Source organism: Aeribacillus sp. FSL K6-8210, from assembly GCF_037963925.1.
GTDB lineage: Bacteria > Bacillota > Bacilli > Bacillales > Aeribacillaceae > Aeribacillus > Aeribacillus composti.
In genome coordinates this window covers 253,255-275,788 of the sequence record NZ_CP150172.1, presented here as the reverse complement: position 1 = coordinate 275,788, position 22,534 = coordinate 253,255, and the positions used below count along the sequence as shown (strand labels likewise).

Annotated in this window: 18 protein-coding genes and 1 pseudogene; 8 read left to right on the top strand and 11 right to left on the bottom strand. The window is 38.8% G+C overall.

Annotated elements, in window-relative coordinates; translation table 11 throughout:
* Positions 1 to 880 precede the first annotated feature (880 nt).
* The gene (locus NSQ41_RS01420) at positions 881 to 1,024 is read right to left on the bottom strand and encodes a hypothetical protein (protein WP_339210820.1); all 144 of its coding nucleotides are present in this window, start codon (positions 1,022 to 1,024) and stop codon (positions 881 to 883) included.
* Positions 1,025 to 1,568: 544 nt separating this feature from the next.
* On the opposite strand from NSQ41_RS01420, the gene skfA reads away from it, so the two are divergent.
* From skfA to NSQ41_RS01385, 7 genes are all read left to right on the top strand, one after another.
* Positions 1,569 to 1,736, top strand: coding sequence for a sporulation killing factor (gene skfA, locus NSQ41_RS01415; protein WP_063386524.1), 168 nt, complete (start codon positions 1,569 to 1,571; stop codon positions 1,734 to 1,736).
* Between the two features lie 207 nt (positions 1,737 to 1,943).
* The gene (gene skfB, locus NSQ41_RS01410; protein WP_117017014.1) at positions 1,944 to 3,179 is read left to right on the top strand and encodes a sporulation killing factor system radical SAM maturase; all 1,236 of its coding nucleotides are present in this window, start codon (positions 1,944 to 1,946) and stop codon (positions 3,177 to 3,179) included.
* Entirely contained in the window at positions 3,179 to 4,675 is a 1,497-nt protein-coding gene (locus NSQ41_RS01405) for a type II CAAX endopeptidase family protein (RefSeq protein WP_066250462.1), read from the top strand. Before skfB ends, NSQ41_RS01405 begins: the two co-directional genes overlap by 1 nt.
* Positions 4,676 to 4,690: 15 nt before the next feature.
* Entirely contained in the window at positions 4,691 to 5,413 is a 723-nt protein-coding gene (locus tag NSQ41_RS01400) for an ABC transporter ATP-binding protein (protein WP_063386521.1), read from the top strand.
* Positions 5,406 to 6,854 carry a sporulation killing factor system integral membrane protein gene (skfF, locus tag NSQ41_RS01395; protein WP_311066778.1) on the top strand — a complete coding sequence of 483 codons (1,449 nt, stop codon included), beginning with the start codon at positions 5,406 to 5,408 and terminating at the stop codon, positions 6,852 to 6,854. The genes NSQ41_RS01400 and skfF overlap by 8 nt, the downstream gene beginning before the upstream one ends.
* A 43-nt stretch (positions 6,855 to 6,897) precedes the next feature.
* Positions 6,898 to 7,404: a HEAT repeat domain-containing protein gene (locus tag NSQ41_RS01390; protein ID WP_063386519.1), complete on the top strand. Its 507-nt coding sequence runs from the start codon at positions 6,898 to 6,900 to the stop codon at positions 7,402 to 7,404.
* Positions 7,405 to 7,417: 13 nt separating this feature from the next.
* A complete protein-coding gene (locus NSQ41_RS01385; protein ID WP_094244947.1) occupies positions 7,418 to 7,840 on the top strand; it encodes a TlpA disulfide reductase family protein in 423 nt (140 codons plus the stop codon).
* A 453-nt stretch (positions 7,841 to 8,293) separates the two neighbouring features.
* Here NSQ41_RS01385 and rhaB read toward each other — a convergent pair whose 3' ends face one another.
* Together rhaB and NSQ41_RS01375 are read right to left on the bottom strand one after the other, a co-directional pair.
* Positions 8,294 to 9,775: a rhamnulokinase gene (gene rhaB, locus NSQ41_RS01380; protein ID WP_327873478.1), complete on the bottom strand. Its 1,482-nt coding sequence runs from the start codon at positions 9,773 to 9,775 to the stop codon at positions 8,294 to 8,296.
* A 418-nt stretch (positions 9,776 to 10,193) separates the two neighbouring features.
* Positions 10,194 to 11,321 carry an IS110 family transposase gene (locus NSQ41_RS01375; protein ID WP_094244858.1) on the bottom strand — a complete coding sequence of 376 codons (1,128 nt, stop codon included), beginning with the start codon at positions 11,319 to 11,321 and terminating at the stop codon, positions 10,194 to 10,196.
* Positions 11,322 to 11,915: 594 nt separating this feature from the next.
* Between NSQ41_RS01375 and NSQ41_RS01370 the strand changes: the two genes are divergently transcribed.
* Positions 11,916 to 12,944, top strand: a complete 1,029-nt coding sequence (locus tag NSQ41_RS01370) for a DUF4085 family protein (protein ID WP_339210817.1) — start codon at positions 11,916 to 11,918, stop codon at positions 12,942 to 12,944.
* Between the two features lie 399 nt (positions 12,945 to 13,343).
* Here NSQ41_RS01370 and NSQ41_RS01365 read toward each other — a convergent pair whose 3' ends face one another.
* The 8 genes and pseudogenes from NSQ41_RS01365 to NSQ41_RS01330 all read right to left on the bottom strand — a co-directional run bounded on the left by NSQ41_RS01365 (position 13,344) and on the right by NSQ41_RS01330 (position 22,502).
* Positions 13,344 to 14,090 carry an amino acid ABC transporter ATP-binding protein gene (locus NSQ41_RS01365; protein WP_066250409.1) on the bottom strand — a complete coding sequence of 249 codons (747 nt, stop codon included), beginning with the start codon at positions 14,088 to 14,090 and terminating at the stop codon, positions 13,344 to 13,346.
* A 15-nt stretch (positions 14,091 to 14,105) separates the two neighbouring features.
* The gene (locus tag NSQ41_RS01360; protein ID WP_063386499.1) at positions 14,106 to 14,765 is read right to left on the bottom strand and encodes an amino acid ABC transporter permease; all 660 of its coding nucleotides are present in this window, start codon (positions 14,763 to 14,765) and stop codon (positions 14,106 to 14,108) included.
* A 59-nt stretch (positions 14,766 to 14,824) separates the two neighbouring features.
* Positions 14,825 to 15,595, bottom strand: a complete 771-nt coding sequence (locus NSQ41_RS01355) for an amino acid ABC transporter substrate-binding protein (protein WP_063386498.1) — start codon at positions 15,593 to 15,595, stop codon at positions 14,825 to 14,827.
* Positions 15,596 to 15,937: 342 nt separating this feature from the next.
* Complete coding sequence (locus NSQ41_RS01350; protein WP_339211587.1) at positions 15,938 to 17,284, bottom strand: MATE family efflux transporter; 1,347 nt, start codon at positions 17,282 to 17,284, stop codon at positions 15,938 to 15,940.
* Positions 17,285 to 17,301: 17 nt separating this feature from the next.
* On the bottom strand, positions 17,302 to 17,595 hold the full coding sequence (locus tag NSQ41_RS01345) for a metal-sensing transcriptional repressor (RefSeq protein ID WP_339210816.1): 294 nt from the start codon (positions 17,593 to 17,595) through the stop codon (positions 17,302 to 17,304).
* 572 nt (positions 17,596 to 18,167) lie between these two features.
* Positions 18,168 to 19,386 (bottom strand): annotated as a pseudogene (locus NSQ41_RS01340) (IS110 family transposase).
* Positions 19,387 to 19,732: 346 nt separating this feature from the next.
* Positions 19,733 to 21,520 carry an L-lactate permease gene (locus NSQ41_RS01335; protein ID WP_339210814.1) on the bottom strand — a complete coding sequence of 596 codons (1,788 nt, stop codon included), beginning with the start codon at positions 21,518 to 21,520 and terminating at the stop codon, positions 19,733 to 19,735.
* 208 nt (positions 21,521 to 21,728) lie between these two features.
* Positions 21,729 to 22,502: an IclR family transcriptional regulator gene (locus tag NSQ41_RS01330; protein ID WP_063386495.1), complete on the bottom strand. Its 774-nt coding sequence runs from the start codon at positions 22,500 to 22,502 to the stop codon at positions 21,729 to 21,731.
* Positions 22,503 to 22,534: the final 32 nt, after the last annotated feature.

The window sequence follows — 22,534 nt, the reverse complement described above, 5'->3', positions numbered from 1 at the left end:
TTCTGTTTTCTGGACAGCAGGTTTATTCTACAGGCATACTGCGGTGATTTGTATTTAGCATTTTCAAACACATACTAATCCTATCCAGAAAATATATTCGCTTCCTTAAAAATGCAACTTAAAGATAGAATTAGTTAGTCATATCCAAACCATCATCCTTCCGCTTTTTTACAGATTTATAATATCTTATAACATCAAACAAATCAAACAAAAATTTAAATTCAATGCAGGCAACATAATGCTGAAAAGGGAAAAAACAGAAATCCCGACCGAGAGCCTGAGGAAAAAATCCGAGCGTTGAAAAAGAAACTCGGCATAGGCGGTACGAATGAAAGCAAAATGATGTGCCATCGACATAAAAACTAACGTATATTATAATCAATACAGGCATTTAAACTTAGCAGACGCACTATCCGGCATGCTTTAAGATCCGCTGTCTTTCATTCTACTTGAAGTAAAATGTATTCGCTTAGAATTTGAAGATCCAGCGAAAACTCAAAAGGGCAAAATACATGTGGTTTTGCATGATACCAACTTTTTCCCCGTTTTGTTCGGGGGCTGTCTATGATAATTCATTTGATGAAATAAAATCCTCTGAAATTGATTCATTTGAAACGAATTTTTAGCACATAAAAAAACCCCCTCAAAGTTGTGAGAGAGTTTAACCCCTTAAACAAACGTTTGATTAAAACCCTGCATGACTTAAAGTCCCAGCAAACTTACCTCCATAAACAGCGCTCTCATCAAACTTTGTATTTGGTCAATATTATCGTTTCATGGGCATGTTTGGACAATTTTATTATCGACATTTAAAATGAATATCCTACATGTTTTCATCTTCATCAAACGTTTAGATGCCCCACGATGAACACCTCCTAATTTAGAGCTGCCTTAATCTAAAAATGCCTTCCGCAATTTCTTCTTTTGTTAAATTTCCATATCCTAAAATAATTTTGTTTTGATGGATTCCTTTTTGAATAGCATGAACTTCTACAGGATAAATTTTCACTTTATGCTTCTTCATTATTTCATTTACTACTTGATTAAAAACACGATGTTTTGAAATTCTGCGACTAAATGCAAACCGGTGGAATCGCCAAAAATTTTAACTGTGTCGCCAAATTGTTCAGTCAAACATTTTTTTACATAGTCACGCCGCGCTTTATATATTTTTTTCATTTTCCTGATGTGGCGCTCTAAATGCCTTTCATCAATGAAACGCTTTGTAACTGAAAGGGCTGAGGTGAAGGAAGTGGCAAGGTCTTCATATGGATTTGAGTTTATACAAAAACCGTAGCGTAAATCGCTAATCACTGGTTGGATGATAAGGCTTACCGGTTGCTGAAACGGACATCCTGTATCAAAAGGCTAATAAGCATGAAACTTGTATCAATAATAAACAGCTCTTGCACCAATACAAGCTGTTATGAAATCTTTATATTAAATTTTCAAAAAATTATAACAAAATGACAATTTATTTCTTACTTCGACATTATCGCTATGCTAAATTTTAAACAGTTATATTTTATTCCAATAATGACCATTTTTAATTGGAAGGAGATGGGATTATGGAGAAGCAAAAAAAACAGTGGGAGCCAACAGCTATCAAGGAACTGAAAAAGCCAGCAGGCACCTCGATTGTGAAAGCGGCTGGATGTATGAGCTGCTGGGCCTCAAAAAGTATCTCGATGACTAGAGTCTGCTGGCTCCCACATCCGGCAATGCGCCTGCTATAACCATTATATTCAAAAGGATTGCAATGGAGCAGTTTTTTAACTGCTCCCTAAAGTAAAGGAGTAGTGGCAGTGAAGCGCACCCATCCAATGTCATATATATACAGATTTGAGAAACAAAGTTAGAAAACGTGTCGAAAAAAAATTTTTTGACACCCCTGAAAATGGCTACAACCATTGATATATCAACATTTATAGAGGGAGGATTTTATGTCAAAATTGTTAGAAACGGCAACTAACACTTCACCAGAATTTGCGATCCACTTCCAACCTCATGGGGCCATTTTGCTTGACAGAAAAAGCATGTTCTATTTTAGACTTAGCGGCAGGGGAACAGAATTAGCTTTAATGCTTGCCAAAAATAACAGTGTTCAAAAAACGGCAAGAATTTGGGAGATTCTTTCAAAAGAAAAGGTAAGTGAGGAAGAATTAAATAACGAGCTAGATTCACATCCATTTACATCAGCGTGGAAAAAAGGCCTGCTAAATCACCCTTTGATGATCACCGGATCTACAGAGTACTATTTGCCAATCAGCTGCACCCTTCAATTAACAAATATGTGCAATTTGAAGTGTCCTTTCTGTTATGCAAGCTCAGGAAAACCGTATCCAGATGAACTATCATCTTCCCAATGGATAAAAGTGTTGCAAAAACTCGCATCTCACGGTGTAGCTGACATCACCATTACAGGCGGAGAAGCAAAGCTAACAAAAAATTTCTTGAAAATCATTGCCACAGCCAGTTCTTTATTTACGAACGTCAACCTTTTTAGCAATGGCCTAAATTGGCGCGACGATGAGATTGAACTGATCAGCCACTTGGGAAATGTCAGTGTCCAAATAAGTATAGATGGAAACAGCAGCACCCATGACAAGTTAAGAGGGAGAGAAGGAGGATTTTCCGAAAGCTTGAAAAATGCCGAACGTTTTGCTCAATCATCGGTTCCCGTCCTCATTGCTATGACTGTTAACCAACTCAACTACAAAGAAGTTTATGAAGTAATCGAAAAATCGGTGGAAGTTGGCGCAGTTGTATTTCGTGCGGGTCAAACTATTCCCGTAGGCAGAGCATCTGAATATCAAGACATGACAAGCGAAATGAAGGAGAAAGTAAAGCAGCAGTTGGCAGACGCCAAAAAAAGATGGAGTGATCAAATCATTATTATGGATTGGGAAGACCACCATCAAAATGATAGTCTTACAGATTTCTGCACGCCGGGATTTTTGTCATGGTATATTCGTGCGGATGGACAAGTTACACCTTGTCAAATTGAAGATACATCCCTTGGAAACGTCTTAAAAAACAGCATGCAGGAGATCGGTTCACCGGAAAGGCTAATGCAAGCGAAGCGACTTGCTAAACAATGTAGATGTATAGGAAAGATAGAATTACCTGAAGCCGATTTGCCTTTTACCATTCAAAAAGAAGCTGAGGTTAAACCATGATGACGACCATCATCCATTTATTATGGATCATCCTTCCTATTGCAGGAACCTTTCTGTTTTACAAATTCAAACCAAAAACGTACGAATCGCTATTATTACATAAAAAAGAAGCTCGGGAATTGGCAGTGCAATTCATTAAACGGTATTCCGGCATTGATGTATCAGATTGGGATTTTTATGCGATGTATTGGTACGACCGAAATACCGTCAATATGCTGCATCACCTAGGATTGTTAAACAAAGTTCGCCATATTTTATATCATTGGGGTTTAGTCGAATCATGGAGAATTAGATTCGTTCGAGAAAACCGATCAGTCATCATTGGCATCAATTCAAATGGAGAAATTACGTTTTACACCGCGAACCTGTCAAAGAAAGAAATGGCGAAACATAAAGGCGCTTTTTCCTCTCCGGAACAATTAAAAAAAGAGCTTGCCGTCTCAGATAATGGATTATGGGCTGCATCTCAATTCACAGGTGCAGGCAGAAAAGAAGAAGACTTGGAAAATATTGAAACGTACTGGTATATTGCCGAATCTCAACCAGTAAGAATGAAAATAACGGTTGAAATCCATAACGGGCAAATATTCTATATCGGTTCAGAACAAGAGATATTGACAGAAGACATCGAAACAGCGGTTAAGAAAGAGCAAATGGAATCTACCTTAAATATGACGGGAGTATTAGCGTCATGCCTGGCCGTTATTGCAGCGATCATCATCCTTATCAACCTTCGCCAAAATGCCGGCATCACTGCAAGCATCTTGCTGGGGGCGGTTCTATTCTTTTGTAACATCATAACAATAAAAGAAGACATTCAACTGAGCATCGTCAATACTTATGATTCCCGCCTCAGCATAAAAACGGTTTATGCTCTTGGAATCTTATCGGCAATTTTAGCAGGATTGGCCACAGGTTTCGTCGTATATATATGTTCATTGGCAGGGCACTCTTTGAGTAATGTTCTCCAAATAGCTTTTTTTGATAATGCTGTATGGCAGTTTTTCGTCGGCTTAAGTGTCGGCATCGGCTGCTTAGGTTTTTTTTCAGCAATTTTTTCATGGCTGGAAGAGAAAAATTGGCTGCGAATTTCTCCCGAGTTGTCCAATCGTACCATTTACTTGTCAGGCTTTACATTTAAACAAGGATTAAGCATCGGCCTGCAAAGCTCCATTGCAGAGGAAACAGTCTACCGTTTGTTGATCATTCCGACGATATGGTGGTTGAGCGGCAATTGGGCTTTGGCGATCATCATTTCCTCCATTCTATGGGCCATTATGCACCAAGGAACAGGATTTCATCCCAGATGGATCAGATGGATCCAATTAGTGATCTTTGGCATTATACTGGGATTCTTTTTCATCCAGTTCGGTTTTCTGTCCTCCTTAACCATTCATTTTATTTATAATTTTATTCTTGTCATGAAGCCGCTTTGGGATTACACTTTCCAGAAAAAATTGAAGGCCAGTGAAACCTTCAAACAACCCTCAGTATAACAATGGAGGAGAGGCATGAAGATCATCCAAGTAACCAATTTGAAGAAAAAATATCGTAACGGCGATGGTGTAGAAGATATAACTTTTTCCGTTCATTCAGGAGAAATCGTAGCCTTATTAGGGCCAAACGGGGCAGGTAAAACAACAACCATTAGGTGTCTCGCTGGATTATACACCCCTGATGATGGGACGATCAAAATTGCGGGGCATTCCCCTGGTACGGTTGAAGCGCAGCAATCCGCTTCGCTAATTCCGGATCACCCATATTTGTACCCTACCTTAACCGTAGCGGAACATTTGCAATTTCGCGCCAGAGCCTTCAAAGTTGAAAAAAAAGACCTTCAAAAAAAAGTTTATGAAGCTTTAAAAGAGGTAAATATTGAATCGTTGGCGGATCGATTAAGCGGGCAATTGTCAAGGGGACAAAAGCAAAGGGTTATTTTGGCTGGCGCCATTATACAAAACGCTTCTATATATATATTGGATGAACCAACAATCGGTTTGGATATTTCTTCCAAACAATGGCTTGCCAACTGGCTTGTCCGTAAATCAAAGCATCATAGCGCCATTCTCATATCCACCCACAGCCTCGAATTTGTATTGGAAACGGCTAACAGAGTGTTATTAATTCGAGAAGGCCGTATTGTAAAAGAAATGGCCGTACCAAAAAACAACGAAGAATATCCAGCCTGGAAGCAAGAAGTCATACGCAGTTTAGGGGATTGGTCAAATGATTAATATTTGGTCATTTTTGTTCCTTCAAGCGAAAAGAGAAATCGATAGCCAAAAACACGGGATAAAATTCTTTCTGTTCATTTTTGTTTTATTTATATGGTTTTTTCTGTTTCAACTTGAATGGGGGGCTAATTCCAGAAGTTGGGACATTGCCTATACAGGATGGATTTGCTCAGGAATTTTTATTGTCATGACCATTTTTGGGCTGCTTTCCAACCGCATACCTGGGCTCATGCAAGACGTCATATGGCTTTATACCGCCCCTTATTCTTTCACTAAAATCGTTTATTCCATATTATTATGGCGATTGTCTTGGAAAGGGTTGCTCTGTCTTCTCTCAGGAATCACAGCTGATGCCGTTTATTTTTTGGCAGGAAATCCATTTGGCCGGTTAACAGCACAATCAATCCGATTACTTTGTCTCATTGTTTTATTAGAATCATGGATAATGGCTATGTCCTGTGCCAGAACTGTAAAAGGAACAAAAATTGCTTTCTCCTTTGTTGCCTTCATTCTCACCGTTATATATGGTATTGCTCTCTATGGTTCTTTTTTTCAAGCCAATGAATTGATTTGGCAGAAGTATATTAGCCACCATATCGGCTTTATCGGCTATTTATTTACAAACAGCTTTTTGCTGCAAGGGTTTCTTGCCTTTCTAATCATGATCGCCCTTTCGTTCATGATTATTCGAATAACAACGAAAAAATCGGAATGCAAAGAAAAATTGGTAAAAGAAGCTGATTTTTGGGCGGAGTTTCAAGATCATCAAACCGATTTTTTTAAAAACAGCCTGAAAGAGATGCACACATGGTGGGGGCTGAAAGGATTAAACGGTATTTTTTCTTTCCTTTGGCTCGAAATATTGCTTGCCAAGAAATACATTTTTTTTCATGCTACTCATTTGTTTGTTCTTCTCATCTTAGTTCCCGTTTTCATTGCAAAAAACATTTATTGGTTTTATATTTTGGTCGTTTTAACAATCGGAGCTTTTTTCAGCAGTTCCTACTATTCAGGATTAATTAGACATGCAAAGTCTGGAGATCTTTTTTTGCTGCCGGGAAAACTATGGAAAAAAGCATTGCTGCTGGAAGGCTCGAATACCGCTTGGATCTTTCTATTTTATCTTTATTGCGTGGGTATGTGGCATTTCCATTTCAACACTGCTTTTACAGATTTCCTTTCATTTAGTTTGTACGGGCTTGGAGGATACATGCTCATGCTTTCCATCCGCTGGGCGGCATTTGTTAGAACATATAAAAAAGACCCCTCTCTCAGCCTGATTTCATACTATAAAAATTTTGCTTTCATTTGTATGGGGAGCACCCTTTGTTACATCCTTTTGTTTTTTCTTTTCAAAAACCTTCTTTTCTATTGGCTGCCTCTTTTCATGATCGTGTTAAGCACGATTTTATTCTTATCTTTCTATCAATATGAACGTTGAATCAGAAGGGATTTAATACTTTTTCTTAAGGAGATGAATTTTCATGAGTTCAAATGAAATAATCTCTCAAGCCTTAACGAAACTAAAAAGCAGCGATGAAGCAACGGTATTTCAAGGAGTGAAAGAGCTAAAAAAAACGGGAAAAGCCGCTGTCCCAATACTCATAAAAGCTTTAAAAGATGAGAAATCCCTCCGAATGATTTCATCCGTTGTGCTGGGGGAATTTGGTGCAGATGCAAAGGAAGCAGTTCCCGAACTCGCTTCGCTTTTAAAAGATGACGACGAAGATATAAGAATGTCAGCTGCTTTATCCTTAATGAGAATCGGACATCACAGTCTGAACGCCCTCGTTGAAGTTGCACGAAATACAGAAGGAAAACCGCGTTTTTGGGCATCATGGGCAATCTCCTTGATCGATCCGTCTAAAATTGAACCTCTTATGTTGAAGTGTCTAAAAGAAGAACTGGATAAGCCGTCCGGAATGGTCAGTCCTTTTGCCGCGGAGGAAGCAATTGGTAAAATTATCGCTATGCAACTAAAGGATCAATGAGGAGGAACAGCACATGGATTTAATACAAACAATGACAAAAGACTTGCCGTGGCTGAACGTTCCAAAAAACGGCCATGATTTCCCATCATCCAATCGGCTTTTGTTTTATTTTTGGTCAATTAGCTGCCCGTATTGCAGTGAATTAACGGATCAGTTATTAGAAGAAACAGTTAATCTTGAAACCTTTCATGTCATTGCCGTTCATGTACCTTATACAGCTGAAGAGAAAGCGTTGGAGCTTGTGAAAACACGAGTAGAGGAAAAAAAGATTACAATTCCTGTAGTTTTAGATCAAAACTATGCAATCGCACAATCTTTTGGTATTCAAGGAATCCCTGCTTTTTGCCTAGTCAATCAACAAATGAAGAAAGAATTATTAACAATGGGAGAGGAAGGTTTTCACAAAATGATGAAAAAAATTAAACAGCTAAAGTAAAGTCTTACCGCTTTTTTCTTGACTTTTTCACTGTAAAAAGAATCGGTTTACCTTTTTCAAATATTTCTCTATTAAAATTTATGTTCAACATTCCGTTAACATTTTTCTTGGAGCAATAAATTGAGAGAAAAATTTTTGTGGTTCCTTTTGAAGTTCATTTATTTGCCTTTTGGAATAGTGACACCAATTCTTTCTTTATTCTAAAAACTCTTTTATTGTACATGATCCGATAAAACGGCAGCTAATCTATTAAGAACATCAAAAGGAACCTTTCCATATTCTGTTTCATTTTGCGCCCCCAAGTTTAAATGAAATTTTTTGAGGCTGTTGGAAATGCTATTCCCCAACTCGATGTACTTTTTAATGATAATACATTCCAATTGCTGGTGAACATAAATTGGAGCGCCGCTCATTCCTGATGTAACATAGGCACTATGAGTTATTGTGTTATGATCAATTTTTCTTATGGAGCCGGTACTCTGTACATATCCAGGAGAAAACAGCTTGTTTAAATTGTTCTTTTAATACATCGTTTCCGCTTTCTCTTGGATCAAAACGCTTTATAGAAAAAGAGTTCAAAACTAGATTCCGTCCTTCCTGTAAATTTGCAAGCTTTTTCTCCGCTATTAGCTGAATTAAAATATTTCCTACAGCCGTTGCTTCAGAGGGACCGGCAAAAACCGTTTTTCCGCTTACAGCAGCGGTCATTTCGTTTATGAAATCATTTTGCGAGCCGCCTCCGACAATATATAATGAATCGATTGTTCTGCCCGATATACTTTCAATTTCATCAATTGACAAGGAATATAGTATAGCCAGATTTGTAAATACACATCTCGCAATTTCTCCTGTTGATTGCGGCACAGGCTGAAGCGTTTCCCTGCAATATTTCTGAATTTCTTCTACCATATTGTCCGGATTAAAAAATCGCTGATCGTTAAAATTGATAAATTGTTTGCACGGAGGCGCCTTTCTTGCCTCATCAACCATTTGGGCAAAATTGTAATCTTTCGTTAAATGTCTTCTCACTTCTTGAATAATCCACATGCCCATAATATTTTTTAAAAAACGGTATGTCCCAAACACTCCCCACTCATTTGTATAATTGTAAAATAATGATTTTTCTGTAATGATTGGCGCATCCGATTCAATCCCAATCAAAGACCAAGTTCCGCTGCTTAAATACGCCCAATTTTTTTCAGCAGCAGGTACTCCTGCAACTGCGGAAGCTGTATCATGAGAACCGACTATAATCACTTTTGTTTCGGGCAGATCGTAATCAGGAAAATATTCGTTTCTGACATATCCGAGCATGTCCCCGGGGTAAGAAAACGGCGGAAACTGCTCACGCTCAATTGACAGCAGCTGAAGCAAATCTTGATCAAAATCTTTTTCTTTCACGTTTAAAAGCTGAGTACAAGATGCGCTTGTCACTTCCGTCACTGCACATCCAGTCAGTTTGTATCCTAAGTAATCAGGAACTGTCATAATCATTTTCGTTTTTTCAAGATTTTCTTTTTTTTCTTCATATAACTGGTATAAGGTGTTGAAGGATAAAAACTGAATGCCTGTTTTTTCATATATATCTTTTTTGGAAATATGCTTCGTAATCTTCTCAATCGTCCGTTCTGTTCTTTTATCTCTGTATGCTATGACCTCTTGCACCCTTTTTCCTTCTTGATCGACCAGCACATAATCTGTAGCCCAAGTATCGATTCCAAGTGTACACCTTTTCACTCCCAATGTTTTGGCATATGCCAATCCCTTTACAATTTCCGTCAGCAAATGATCAATATCCCAATAATACGTTCCATTTCGTTCCGTAAAACCATTGGCAAATCGGTGTATTTCTTCAATTGTCAATTTCCCATTTTTTATATCCCCTATGACAAGCCGTCCGCTTGATGCACCGATGTCAACTGCGATATGTGTCATTTTATCCCTCCTAAAATTCACACAATCTATGAAGCTGCTAAATGTTTAGCTTAAAAATTAGGATAGCATTCCATAACTAGACATTTTCTTGCTGCTCATGCAGCAGGTCAAAATCTGAGTAAACATTTGCAAACAACTTTTCTTCCATTCTTCAAAAAATTCATTGGCAGTAACCATTAAAAAAATTTTCCCTTTCCACAAAGCAAGAAAAATCTCTTTACGTTTCCTGCCAATAAAAATATTGATATTTTAGCCTTCACTTTTTCTGTGAAAATCAATTAACCATGGCTGAAGCGGTATACCCCACAATCAAATTGGATACCCTATTAACGACCAAAAAAAGGCAATAGGAAAGCAGAGCTACCTTATTTTTAGGTATCTCGTATATTTCTGAACCTTTTTGGTTATACTAATTTATTTACTGCTCTCGAAACGGTTCTTTTCGAGAAATGATGCAGTAAATGATGGTAAGCATTCGGTGCGCGATCGCAACGAGTGCTTTTTTCTTTCCCCTGCGTGCCGCCAATGACCAATATTTCGCTGCCAAACGTTGATTCCTACATCGAGACAAAGCCCAAGCCGCCTCACATAACGCCGACTTGATATGCGGATTCCCCTTCGTCGTTCGGGTACTTTTTCGTTTTCCAGCACTTTCATGATTTCCCGGCGCGACTCCCGCCCATGAAGCGAGGTGTTGAGACGTTGGAAATTGTCCCATATCGACTCCGATTTCAGCGATAATCACGGCAGCGGTTTCCTTCTTGACCCCCGGTATGGTCACAAGAAGCTCCATCTCTTGTTTGTATACTTGTAAGAGTTGGTCGATTCGTTCTTCGATGTCTCGAAGTAAACTTTCCAACGATTCGATGTGCTTCCACGATTGGCGAATCATGAACAGTTGATGGTTGGTCAATGTACCAAAGAGAGAATCCTGAATTTGTTGTTTTTTCCTCTTCATACTCCTGTGAATGCAAGCATCGACTTCGGTTTCTTCGATGTATCCCTGTTTCATTAAACGTTCCAGTAGCTTTCGCCCAGATACACCAAATACATCCGAAATCACGGAACTTAACTTGATATTGGAACATTCCAACACTTTTTGAATGCGGTTTTTCTCCGCGGTTAACTGCCCGATCCATTTTTTGCGCAAGCGAGTTAAATCCCGTAATTCTCGAATGTTCTCAGGAGGTACGAAACTCTTCTCGATCAATCCGTAACGCAACAATTTGGCGATCCATTCTGCATCGGAAACATCGGTTTTTCTCCCCGGTACATTTTTGATTCGCTGAGCGTTGGCAAGTGTAATGTCAAAGTAATCTTCCAAAATATTGAACACAGGTTTCCAGTAAACGCCCGTACTCTCCATCGCAATATGAGTGACACCACGATCTTCTAACCATTTCAGAAGACGAAACAAGTCTTTCGTGAAAGTAGGAAATGTTTCAACTTCCTTTTGAACGTGTTCTTCCTCTCCAAGAAGAGCACAAACGACAATTGTTTCGGCATGGATATCTAATCCTGCACAACGATGATAAAGAACATCCATGATTCTTACTCCTTCCATCGATAAATTCGCAAACAGGGAGTCCATTTGCACGTTAGGCATTTTTCTGTTCGTAGTCACCTTTTCACACGAAAAGGGCTGACAATGGGTGGAACACCAAATGGACTCAAACAGTTTTTATTACAGGGTCGAACCACCATTAAAGAGAACGTCTTTCAAAACTGTTTGCGTTCATATCCATTATGGGAAGGAATGATGGATTTTCATGCATGGGTGGGGAGTAAAATTACTCATGGATGTTTTTATTTCATCGCATATTAAGTTAAAAAATTAAAGGGGCTGTCCAGAAAGTCAGATCCCCATTGAAAACAAAAAATCATAAACACCGATATATCAACGTTTCTAAAACATTCATGGGGGCGTCAATAAGCCGTAAAAACGAATTATTAGACACCCCCATCACCTATTTTGTTAAATTTCTCCTTTTTAGCAGGTGAAACGCTTATAAGAAGTGAATTCATTGTATGAGAAAAAATGGCGGATAGCATATAAGGAGAGATATAATGAAATTTTTTACAAAAGAATGGTATGACGAAATGCAGAAGGCGCACCTGCTTACAATTCCCGAGTCTTTGGTTGAAGGCTAAAATTGAGGAATGCGAAAAAGTGTTAGATGAAGCGAATAATCATTTTGAACATATTCGCGAAAATCTGCCGGAAGAGCTGATCAGCATTTTGGAAGATGGATTACATGACGCAGAATTACAATATATCCATCGCGATTACGATGCACTCAGATTAACGTTAAATGGGGAAGGCAGTTTCAGCAAGGGGGATGCCATCGTTATTGAGATTACTGGAATCAAGGAGGAACAATCCGAAATACCTTTAACACCAGGTATGTTTTGGCTTTATGAAGAAGGGGATCTTAATAACAAAAGCTTCATCTTAAGTGTTTTATTTGACAATCCGATGACGGAATGGAAGGTAGCCGCAAAACAATTTTCCATTACCCATTTTTATAAAACACAAATTTTTCACCACGATCAGGAATTTGAGAAGGAAAATCATAGCCGCCATAAAGCAAAAAAAGAGAGACATAGTCTTCCTTACAAACTGCCGGATCAGTATGCGTCTTTCGTGACTGCTTTACACGAAGGAGAAGCGGAGAAAATGTATTTTTTAACGGAAAAGGAAGCTATAGAAATCGACCGCTTTTTATCTCTTGAGGAATTGAAATTAGAAGGCAGCGTCATCCCGATTGCAGTTTGTACCAATGGAAATATTGTCCTTCACCTTGAAACTCAGAAAATATTTTATCTTGGTGCAAATACAGAGGAGCTAGCTGAAAACTTTGAAAAATTTTTAGAAGGACTTTATTCAAAACAGTTCGTGGATGAAATGCCCCTATTATCAGAGCCGTTACCGACGGAAGAATTGGAAAGCGCACTGTTCAGTGAAGACTTAGAGCTGATCATACGTGCATGGAACACCATTGTTCAAGAACCAGAAAAACATATACCATTAATAGAAAAAACTCTCCCATATTCTTTACAGCATGAAAATGAAGAGATACAACTAATCGGTGAAGTGTATATGGACCATATTCTTTCCTTCAACATTTTGTCTGAGCAATTCATCAATAAACTGAGAAAAAGCACTTAGGAACGAATGCTAAAAAGGCAAGGCTCTTTCTAAATGATCCTGCTCCATACCCCATCGAATGAATTTGTACAACAAACTTATGGTTCCGGGGCTCATGACCTTTTCACCGCTTCTACTAATCGAGTAGGAGGGGGTGACTAACCCCCGACCTCTCACACCACCGTACGTACCGTTACTTCTGCCTTCACGGCTCGGGGCTTTCACCCTAGAGATTATTACACTCTGCCGGGTGTACAAAAATAGCAGCACAGACCTTGCCGTAGTCTGTGCTGCTAATCTTAATATGTTTTATTTAAAACAGATTTGGGGTGTGCTAAAAGTACGTTTTATTTGTTGATCAGTTACTATTTATTTTAAGTAGCAAGTGTCAAGTAATCTACTAATAGACAGCGTCCCGGATTATTTCAAACTGCGGTTCAAGAAAGCTTTCGTTCGTTCAAACTTCGGGTTTGTAAAAATCTCAGTCGGAAGTCCGGATTCGATGATTTCCCCGTTGTCCATGAAAATGACTCGGTTTGCAACCTCCTTGGCGAACCCCATCTCATGTGTCACCACAATCATCGTCATGTGCTCTTCAGCCAGCTGCTTCATTACTTGCAGTACTTCGCCGGTTAACTCCGGGTCCAAGGCGGAAGTAGGTTCATCAAACAGCAGGATTTCAGGGTTCATCATAAGCGCACGAGCAATGGCGACTCTTTGTTTTTGACCGCCCGAAAGTTTTGCAGGATAAGCTGATGCCCGATCGGAGAGCCCGATTTTCTTCAGAAGTTCTGTGCTGCGTCGTTCAATTTCCGCATTTAACTCCTTCTTTACTAGCCTAGGAGCAAGTTCCAAATTTTCTTTAACCGTGAGGTGAGGAAAGAGATTGAAATGTTGGAAAACCATTCCCATCTTAGAGGTGATCCGCTTAATCTCCTGCGGTTTTGAGTAAATCCCGTCCTTCACCAAATAATCCCCGGATATACAAATGCTGCCTCCGTCAATTTCCTCAAGATGGACTAGGCTACGGAGCATTGTACTTTTACCAGAGCCAGATGGTCCGATCACAGCAATTACGTCGTTCTTGTTAACATCAAATGTTATCTGTTTTAATACATCCAACTTGCCATATGATTTTTTGAGGTTGGATACTTCAATGAGAACCACACTCACTACTCCTTTTTAATCAAATTTGAACCGTCGTTCGAGCCACTTAAAGAGAACAGTTAATAAGAGCGTCATGATCAGATAAATAATGCCTGCGATGAAGAAAGGCACGATTGTAAAATCACGGTTCACAGCAGTCTGTGCATAGTGTAATAATTCTGGTACGGCAACAGCATAGAGCAGTGCGGTATCCTTAACTAGTGTAACCGATTCGTTAGCGACGGCAGGAAGTGCGATGCGGAACATTTGTGGAAGTATGATTCTCGTCATCGTCTGCCATTTATTCAAGCCTAGGACTTGTGATGCCTCATACTGACCTTTATCAATAGCCAGCAAACCGCCGCGGAAAATCTCGGCAAAATATGCAGCATAGTTCAATATAAAACCCAAACAAGCTGCGACAAAGCGGTCTAATACCAAATAATCTCCGATCACAGGGATCATCGGCAGTCCAAAACATATAAAAAGCAGCTGAAGCAGCAATGGAGTGCCCCGCATCACATATATATAAATCTGTGTAAGCCACGATAAAGGCTTGAACCTGCTTCTTACAGCAAGTGTTAGTATGAAGCCGAGCGGAATTGACAACACAATGACGATCAAAAACAAGAGAACCGTCATCTGTGCGCCTAGCAGCATCGGCTTAATGATTGAGTTGAAATAATCTACGGACATGAAAGAATTCCTCCAACAGCAAAACAGGGTTTCTCAAGGAAATCCAAGTTTGGTCTATTTTACTTTAATACCTTATTTTCGCCAAACCACTTTTGCGAGATTTCGGCGGCAGTGCCGTCCTCATTCAGCTCATCGAGAGCTTTTTGCAGTTTATTCAGCAGTTCCTCATTACCCTTTTTAACACCAATTCCATATTCTTCTTGTGCAAGGGATTCATCGAGCAGTTTATAAGTATCTTTTTCTTTCGACATGTAATATTTAATGACAACTTCATCAATCACTACTGCATCAACACGTTTTAGCTTTAGATCCTTCAATGCCAGAACATTGTCGGCATACTCCGTAACCGTCTTGATTTTCGATTTAATCGGATTTTTATCCAACGCATCGGCTGCAGAAGATAGAGATTGAAGACCAACCACTTTGCCTTCTAGATCATCAAGTTTAGAAATGTTTGAATCAGCAAGTGTGACCACAACTTGTGCATTTTTCATATAAGGCTTTGTAAAAAGAACCTTCTTTTTGCGCTCCTCCGTAATGGTATACCCGTTCCAAATGAGATCGATCCGTCCGCTGCTTAATTCAGATTCTTTTGTTTTCCAATCGATCGGCTGAAATTTTACCTTTGTTCCCATTTTTTCGGCAGCTGCCTTGGCGTAGTCAATGTCAAACCCTACAATTTCATTATTCTCATCCCGGAACCCCATAGGTGCAAATTTATCATCTATTCCAATTACTAGCGTTTTGTCTTTTTCCTCCGATTTGGAGCATCCTATCAGGAGCGAGAATAACGCTGCCATAGTTAGAATAAACATTGCTAATCGTTTCATACTGTAGATAACCACCTTTAATTTATTTTCATTTTGTTTTTAACCTATTGCATGTCCAAAAAATTTAAATGTCCCCCACTACTAATCACAATTAAACCATCCGTAAATGCATCTGCAATAGTTCGGACAACATTTGCATCAAATAAGCTTAAAAAAGCATAACGATAATTGCTATAAAAACGCATCTATGAGGATACTTTAATTCGATAATATATTAGAGTAATAAATTAACATAAAATAAAAATAACACAACATAAAAATGAATGTCAATGGATATTTTTAGTTCATTAGCATACTAAAGTATTTGAGAATCATAGTTTTCTATACATAGAATTGTATTGTTCAATGTTTGATTTGCTTTTTAAATCTCCACCATAAAAACAGGGCTCGAATGACTTGATCGATTACAATGGATAGCCATACTCCTGCTATTCCTAAATTTAATTGGATGCCCAATACATATACACCTACAATACGAATGACCCACATGCCGACCGCTGTACTGTACACGGGGCTTTTTGTATCTCCTGCTCCTTGTAAAGCTCCAGTCAACACCAATCCCATAGCTAATGCTGGTTGGGCAAAAGCATCAATTCTTAATGCCGTAGTAACCATCTCAATAGCCTGTTTATCTGTTGTAAACCAAGTAGCAAGCCAAGGAGAAAGAAAAAACAACAGAACACCTATAATAGACATAAATAACATGGCGATATAAGTCGTCAGCATTCCATATGTATAAGCCTCTTTTTCAAGCTTTGCCCCAATATGCTGCCCAACAAGTGTTGATGCTGCCGCAGCTAAGCCATATCCTAGCATATAGGAAAATGTTTCGATATTCCCGGCAATTGTATGAGCTGCATACGTTTCCGTTCCAATTCGAACAATTAATCCAAAGTAAAGCACTTGCCCTAAACGCATAATTAAGCGTTCAATTGCTGCAGGAGCAGACAGCCTCAAAATAGGCAATGTGAATTTCTTTATATCCAAAGAAGATTTCTGAAATAAAGAAAATGATATAGACGATTTTTGAATGTAATAATAAAGAGCGATGGCTCCCAGCACTCTTACAATGACTGTCGCCCAGGCTGCTCCTGCTAAGCCCAACCCGTGAAATCCCAATAAACCAAAAATGAAAAAGTAGTCCAAACCGATATGGATGATATTAATCCACCAGCTTACTTTCATCGGTGTTTTTGTATCGCCAGCAGCTCGTAAAATACTTCCAAAGATAAACATTAAAGAAATAAAAACAGACGGGACAGCTACAATCCGAAAATAAACAGAGGCGTCTACTAAAACGTTTGGTTCTGCTCCCATAATACGAAGTAAAGGTTCTGTGAAAAATAAGGTGATAAGACCAAAAAATAAACCTATAAAAAAAGAAAGAATGGTTGACTGCTTAGCAACGGCTTTTGCTTGATCAATATTACCAGCACCGACATGACGTGCGATCAAAGAAGTAGCCCCTACTCCAACTGCCATGAAAATGGCGATATATACGGCTAGAACAGCATTTGCCACGCCTACTGCTGTGACTTCGTTTAATCCTAATTTTGATACAAAAAGTGTGTCTACAAATCCTACCACTGTCTGCAAAATATTTTCGATCATGGCAGGAACAGCTAATGCTAGGATGATCTTTATTTTTTGTTTTGTTGATCGCTCCTGACTGATACCCTCTGGAATCATCAAAAAAGTTAATCCCCTTATCGAATGAAATTCTCTAATGCTTTTTTTAAATCGTTTAATACTTGTTCCTCATTTCCTTGTTGAACAGCATTTACTAGACAATTCTCCATATGATCAACAAAAATTACTTTTGCTGCATTATCTAACGCTTTCCTTACAGCCGCAATTTGCAGAAGAATTTCAGGACAGTCTCTTCCTTCTATCGCCATTTCTTTAATGGAACGAACATGTCCCTCAATTCGCGCTAATCGATTAATGACCTGCTTGCGATATTTATGTTCATGATTTTGATGATGGTGGTTTTGACACATATTTCATTCCTCCTTATTATAATAATATCCCCCTAGGGGGGATATGTCATTTTAAAATTTTTTCACCTTTTCAAAATATAAATATGTTGTTCAATCATAGTTAACATAATAGTCACAAAAACCCCTTTAGGCTCCAAGGAGTTTCTTATTGATGTAAACTTCGTTGATATTTACGTGCAACCAAGCACATCTTATATCTGCATAAAAAAAGCTGGATTTTAATATAGGGCGATATTGTGAGAGCAACTTTGTAAAGTATACAAGTCCTATTATCACTCTTCACGGGGCTGTCCAGAAAGTCAAATCCCCATTGAAAACAAAAAATCATAAACACCGATATATCAACGTTTCTAAAACATTCATGGGGGCGTCCATAAGCCGTAAAAACGACTTATTAGACACCCCCTTCTTACCTCTAGTCAAGTATTTTTTATTAAATAATTTGGTTAATATAGATTTTATTTTGGAAGGAAGGGGGACCCCTTCCTTCCAAAATAAATTTTCGCATGACAAATAGACCTCACGATTTCCATTTTTTTCGTCAGGTCTTTGTGATATAATCTTACTTACGATTACTGATGCATTGTTGCCTTTTCGTAATCGTATTTCAGATTATGTGTGATAAGGTGATAAGCCGATTTCAAGAACTTATTCACGCATGCTATGGACGCAACTTTATGAGGTTTCCTCTGGGGTTGCGTTTTTAATTTATCATAATAATCTACAATATGATTTTGTGTGTTTTTCCGTAGTTGGATCATGGTCTGGATCATGTAAAATAGAATCTTTCTAAGTTTGTTATTTCCTCTTTTATTAATCTTGTCTTTATAAAAGGTATTCCCAGATTGATATCTCATAATATCAATACCGACGTAAGCATTCAGTTGTTTATGGTTTTTGAATCGTCGAATATCTCCTAATTCTCCAATTAAACGAACTGCAGTCGTTTCTCCGATTCCTGGAAATGAAATTAAAATCTGATACTCTTGTTTATCTTTCGATAATTTAACCATCTTTTGGACAAGTTGATCTCTTTTCTCCTTCAAGTCTGCAATCCGTTTGACATAATCCCGCACTTGTTCACAGCGAATATCATCTTTTGAAATTGCTGGATACGCTTCTTTTGCTGCTTCGATTAAAGCGATCCCTTTTTCTTCAGCACGTGCCAATGATAAGTTTTTTCTTGTGTTGGCTTTTAAACGATTACGAATCACTGTTTTTGAACAAACTAACACATGATCCGGATGAGGGTATAATTGAACGACATTCAAAAATAAAGCAGAACGTTTACTGAATAGCTTTTCTAACTCGGGAAAACTCAATTGTAGAATCGCATGTAAACGACTATATAAATGCGTCATTTCACTACTTAATTCATCATAATATCTCGTCATTGCACGCATTTGTTTATAATATTCCCCTTCTTGATAAGTTTGTTCACGTTCAACTCTAAAGTGAGTTTTCGCAAGTTCATGAGCGTCGCTTTTATCTGTTTTTTGTCTCCTCATTGAAGCCATTTGAATATTCGCTTCGAGTGGGTTAACTCGATAATACATATCCTTGATCACCTAAGAATCGTTCTAGTGGTTTTGAATATACGCCTGTTGCTTCAAAGACAATATCAGGTGCCTGTGCATCTTTTTGTGTTAAAGATATAAGGGTTTCGTTTAATTTCTCGAAAGAGTAGCGGTTATGGGTTATTTCACCCTCATATTCGCATTGACGATAACGGTCATAAATGACCATTGTACTTTTCCCCATACTGACATCAAATGCCACTACGTGTTTCATATTTTCTGCCTCTCCTTTTTAGCCAAACATAGAAGTTCTTCACATTGCCTTATTGATTCCATTTTCTTATACACGGTCTCTTCGGACCCAACATACTAAACTGATTCAAATAAGGATGTGAAGTTGGTCTGTTTTTAATACGGACTCTATTTGGTCCCAGGGGATGTTCGACCTTCCTTCACTTCTACTATAAAAAAATAGTAGCACAAACCTTGGCCTAGGTCTGTACTACTAATGTTAGTATGTTTTTGACATAGAAAAACTCCCCTAGTGAAGGGGAGCAAATATTTTAAGACAGCCTTTACTTTTTCTTAAAAAATTATTATATCCATTCTTTTTGTTAGGATTATTGTTTTGCGCCAAATGATGACTTATTATGAGCGGGCCATGTTGCCCGTTTTTTATTTGTTGCAATGATGTAAACGGCGGCAACTGCGATCAAGACTGCAATCAAGGAACCGAGATTAAATATTCCCTTTTCGGAGTACCATGCAATCGAGTATCCAATCGAACCGGCCATTAAAGCATAATACGTAAATGGGAGCAATGTTTTTCTAATAACTGCTCCTTCTTTTCCTACCAACCCGACTACTGCCGAAGCAGCGACGACATTGTGTACACAAATCATATTCCCAGCCGCACCACCTACCGCCTGAAGGGCAACAATCCAAGTGGGATCAACACCAATTTGGGAACCTACATTATATTGAAATAAAGAAAACATCATATTACTGACCGTGTTGCTGCCAGCTATAAAAGCGCCTAGTCCACCAATAAATGTGGAGAAAAAGGGCCAATAATTGCCCGCCAGCGCTGCTACTCCGTTCGCCAATTCAATTGGCATTTGATCATAACCTGCAGCACCGCCGCCTGAATTTAAAAACACTTGAACCATTGGAACGGTAAAAATTAGCGCGGTTGAAGCTGAGATCATCGTTTTCCCTGAATGCATCCAAGCACGTTTGTATGCGCTTCCATTCATACCGTGAATAAAAAAGGTAATCAGTGACACAACAATAAAAATTGTTCCTGGTGAATAAAGCGGTTGAAAGCTAGCCGTAATATTTGTTCCAAACATATTCCGAATCTCAATCGTCCACGCTTGCAGCCATCCGCCGATCGGAAGCGATTTCAACCTGGTCGCCACTAAAAACAGGCCAACTAAAATATACGGAGTCCAAGCGCTAATCATGCTCATCTTGCCGTTCTTGTGTGCGATATCTTTAATCTCAATTTTTCCTATCCAATCCGGATCCCATTTAGACTTTTCTTCAAAATCCCATACTTCTTCTTGAGATGGCATTAAAAAACCTTTTTTCGCAGTGGCAATAACGATTGCTAATCCGACCAAGCCGCCAACCATGGAAGGAAATTCAGGGCCAAGGACATTGGCAACGATGAGATATGGTATCGTCATTGTAAAAGCCGCAAACAAGGCAAATTTCCAAACTTTAATTCCTTCAGAAAACGACTTGTTTTTTCCAAAAAATTTGGTCATTAGGGCTACAACAAATAATGGAACAAGAGTGCCCGTTATCATATGAAGAATAGCAACTTTCGCTCCAATCAAAGTGACCAACGACAACAAGTTATCAGTAATCGTTGCATCAGCGGATAATCCTGATTGTACGCCGACAAGAATCGGTGTGCCGACAGCACCGAATGAAACGGGTGTGCTTTGTATGACCATGCCCGCCACAACGGCTGCCATCGCTGGGAATCCTAATCCTACTAATAATGGAACAGCAACTGCAGCTGGTGTACCAAAGCCTGCGGATCCTTCAATAAACGAACCAAATAACCATGCGACAATAATTACTTGAATGCGCCGGTCTGGAGAAATATCGGTGAACCCTTGCCGGATTGTTTTAATTCCCCCACTTTCTTGCAAAGTATTTAAAAGCAAAATGGCGCCAAAAATGATGTACAATAGTGTAGCAGCTACAACCAAACCATTTATGGAGGCAGCTATTACATTGGCTGCTGATACTTTCCAAACAAAGAGCGCAAGTATGACGGCCACAACATATGAAATCGGCATCGCTTTGCTAGCTGACCATCGAAACCCAACCAAGAAAATTCCGACGATTAAAATTGGAAGAAGCGATAAAAAAGCCAACAATCCAGTACTCACAAGAGATTTTCCCCTCTCTTATTCAAAATGTAATTCACCCACATGAATGGAAAATCATTGTACACTCATTATACCTTTTATTTTTTTAATTATCAATATTTTCTGAATTTTTTATCATTAACTAATTCCTTTGTTATGTAATAATCAAACCCTTGCCCTATTTGAAAAGTTGGAGCGAAATCCAATTCAAATAAGGCGAAGGTATTACTCAAGCATATTCAACAAAACCAAGCCGAGCAGAAATTTGCTTTCCTATTTCAATCATCCGCGGCTGAAGTTGTTTGAGCCTCTCATCTGTCATTCGAATGGTTGGTCCTGATACGCTCACGGCAGCAATGACCTTCCCCAAATGATCAAAAATTGGGGCAGCAATACAACGAATCCCATATTCGTTTTCTTCTAAATCTAGTGCATATCCTTGTTGTTTTACTCGAATGAGCTCTTTCAAAAATGCATCCTTATTCGTAATCGTATTTTTCGTATGCATCGGCAACCCTTTTCTGTCAAGGATGTCTAAAACTACACTTGACGGCAAATTGGCGAGAATGGCCTTTCCTACAGAGGTGCAATGCATTGGGGCACGCTTTCCGACTTTTGAATGCATGCGCAGCGTTTCATTTCCTTCCAATTTTTCAATATAAACGACTTCCCCTTGGTCATAAACAACCAGATGGATGACTTCGTTCGTCTCATTTTCTAATTTTTGCAGGAAAGGTTTTGCTTCTTTGCGAAGATCAATCGATTCTAATAGCTTCGAACTGATTTCCAAAAATTTATACCCCAGTTTATATCGTCCTGTTTCGGAATCTTGTTCAATATAGCCGTACCGGGCAAGTGTAGATAAGATTCGATACACGGAGCTTTTGTTGATATCTATCTGATTGGCAATCTCTGTGACGCCTAAACCTTCTTTTTTTAAGCTGACAAGTTGAATAATGTCCAACGCCCTGCTTACAGACTTGACCATATTGTCTCTTTCCACAGCCGTTCACCTTCTAAAATCTTGGCGGAATT

Excerpts from the sequence above, each read along its gene's own strand:
- NSQ41_RS01355 (WP_063386498.1), bottom strand. The coding sequence starts at position 15,595 with ATGAAACGATTAGCAATGTTTATTCTAACTATGGCAGCGTTATTCTCG.
- skfF (WP_311066778.1), top strand. The coding sequence starts at position 5,406 with ATGATTAATATTTGGTCATTTTTGTTCCTTCAAGCGAAAAGAGAAATC.
- rhaB (WP_327873478.1), bottom strand. The coding sequence starts at position 9,775 with ATGACACATATCGCAGTTGACATCGGTGCATCAAGCGGACGGCTTGTC.
- NSQ41_RS01405 (WP_066250462.1), top strand. The coding sequence starts at position 3,179 with ATGACGACCATCATCCATTTATTATGGATCATCCTTCCTATTGCAGGA.
- skfA (WP_063386524.1), top strand. The coding sequence starts at position 1,569 with ATGGAGAAGCAAAAAAAACAGTGGGAGCCAACAGCTATCAAGGAACTG.
- NSQ41_RS01350 (WP_339211587.1), bottom strand. The coding sequence starts at position 17,284 with ATGATTCCAGAGGGTATCAGTCAGGAGCGATCAACAAAACAAAAAATA.
- NSQ41_RS01400 (WP_063386521.1), top strand. The coding sequence starts at position 4,691 with ATGAAGATCATCCAAGTAACCAATTTGAAGAAAAAATATCGTAACGGC.
- skfB (WP_117017014.1), top strand. The coding sequence starts at position 1,944 with ATGTCAAAATTGTTAGAAACGGCAACTAACACTTCACCAGAATTTGCG.
- NSQ41_RS01375 (WP_094244858.1), bottom strand. The coding sequence starts at position 11,321 with ATGGATGTTCTTTATCATCGTTGTGCAGGATTAGATATCCATGCCGAA.
- NSQ41_RS01360 (WP_063386499.1), bottom strand. The coding sequence starts at position 14,765 with ATGTCCGTAGATTATTTCAACTCAATCATTAAGCCGATGCTGCTAGGC.
- NSQ41_RS01390 (WP_063386519.1), top strand. The coding sequence starts at position 6,898 with ATGAGTTCAAATGAAATAATCTCTCAAGCCTTAACGAAACTAAAAAGC.
- NSQ41_RS01345 (WP_339210816.1), bottom strand. The coding sequence starts at position 17,595 with ATGTGTCAAAACCACCATCATCAAAATCATGAACATAAATATCGCAAG.
- NSQ41_RS01385 (WP_094244947.1), top strand. The coding sequence starts at position 7,418 with ATGGATTTAATACAAACAATGACAAAAGACTTGCCGTGGCTGAACGTT.
- NSQ41_RS01420 (WP_339210820.1), bottom strand. The coding sequence starts at position 1,024 with ATGAAGAAGCATAAAGTGAAAATTTATCCTGTAGAAGTTCATGCTATT.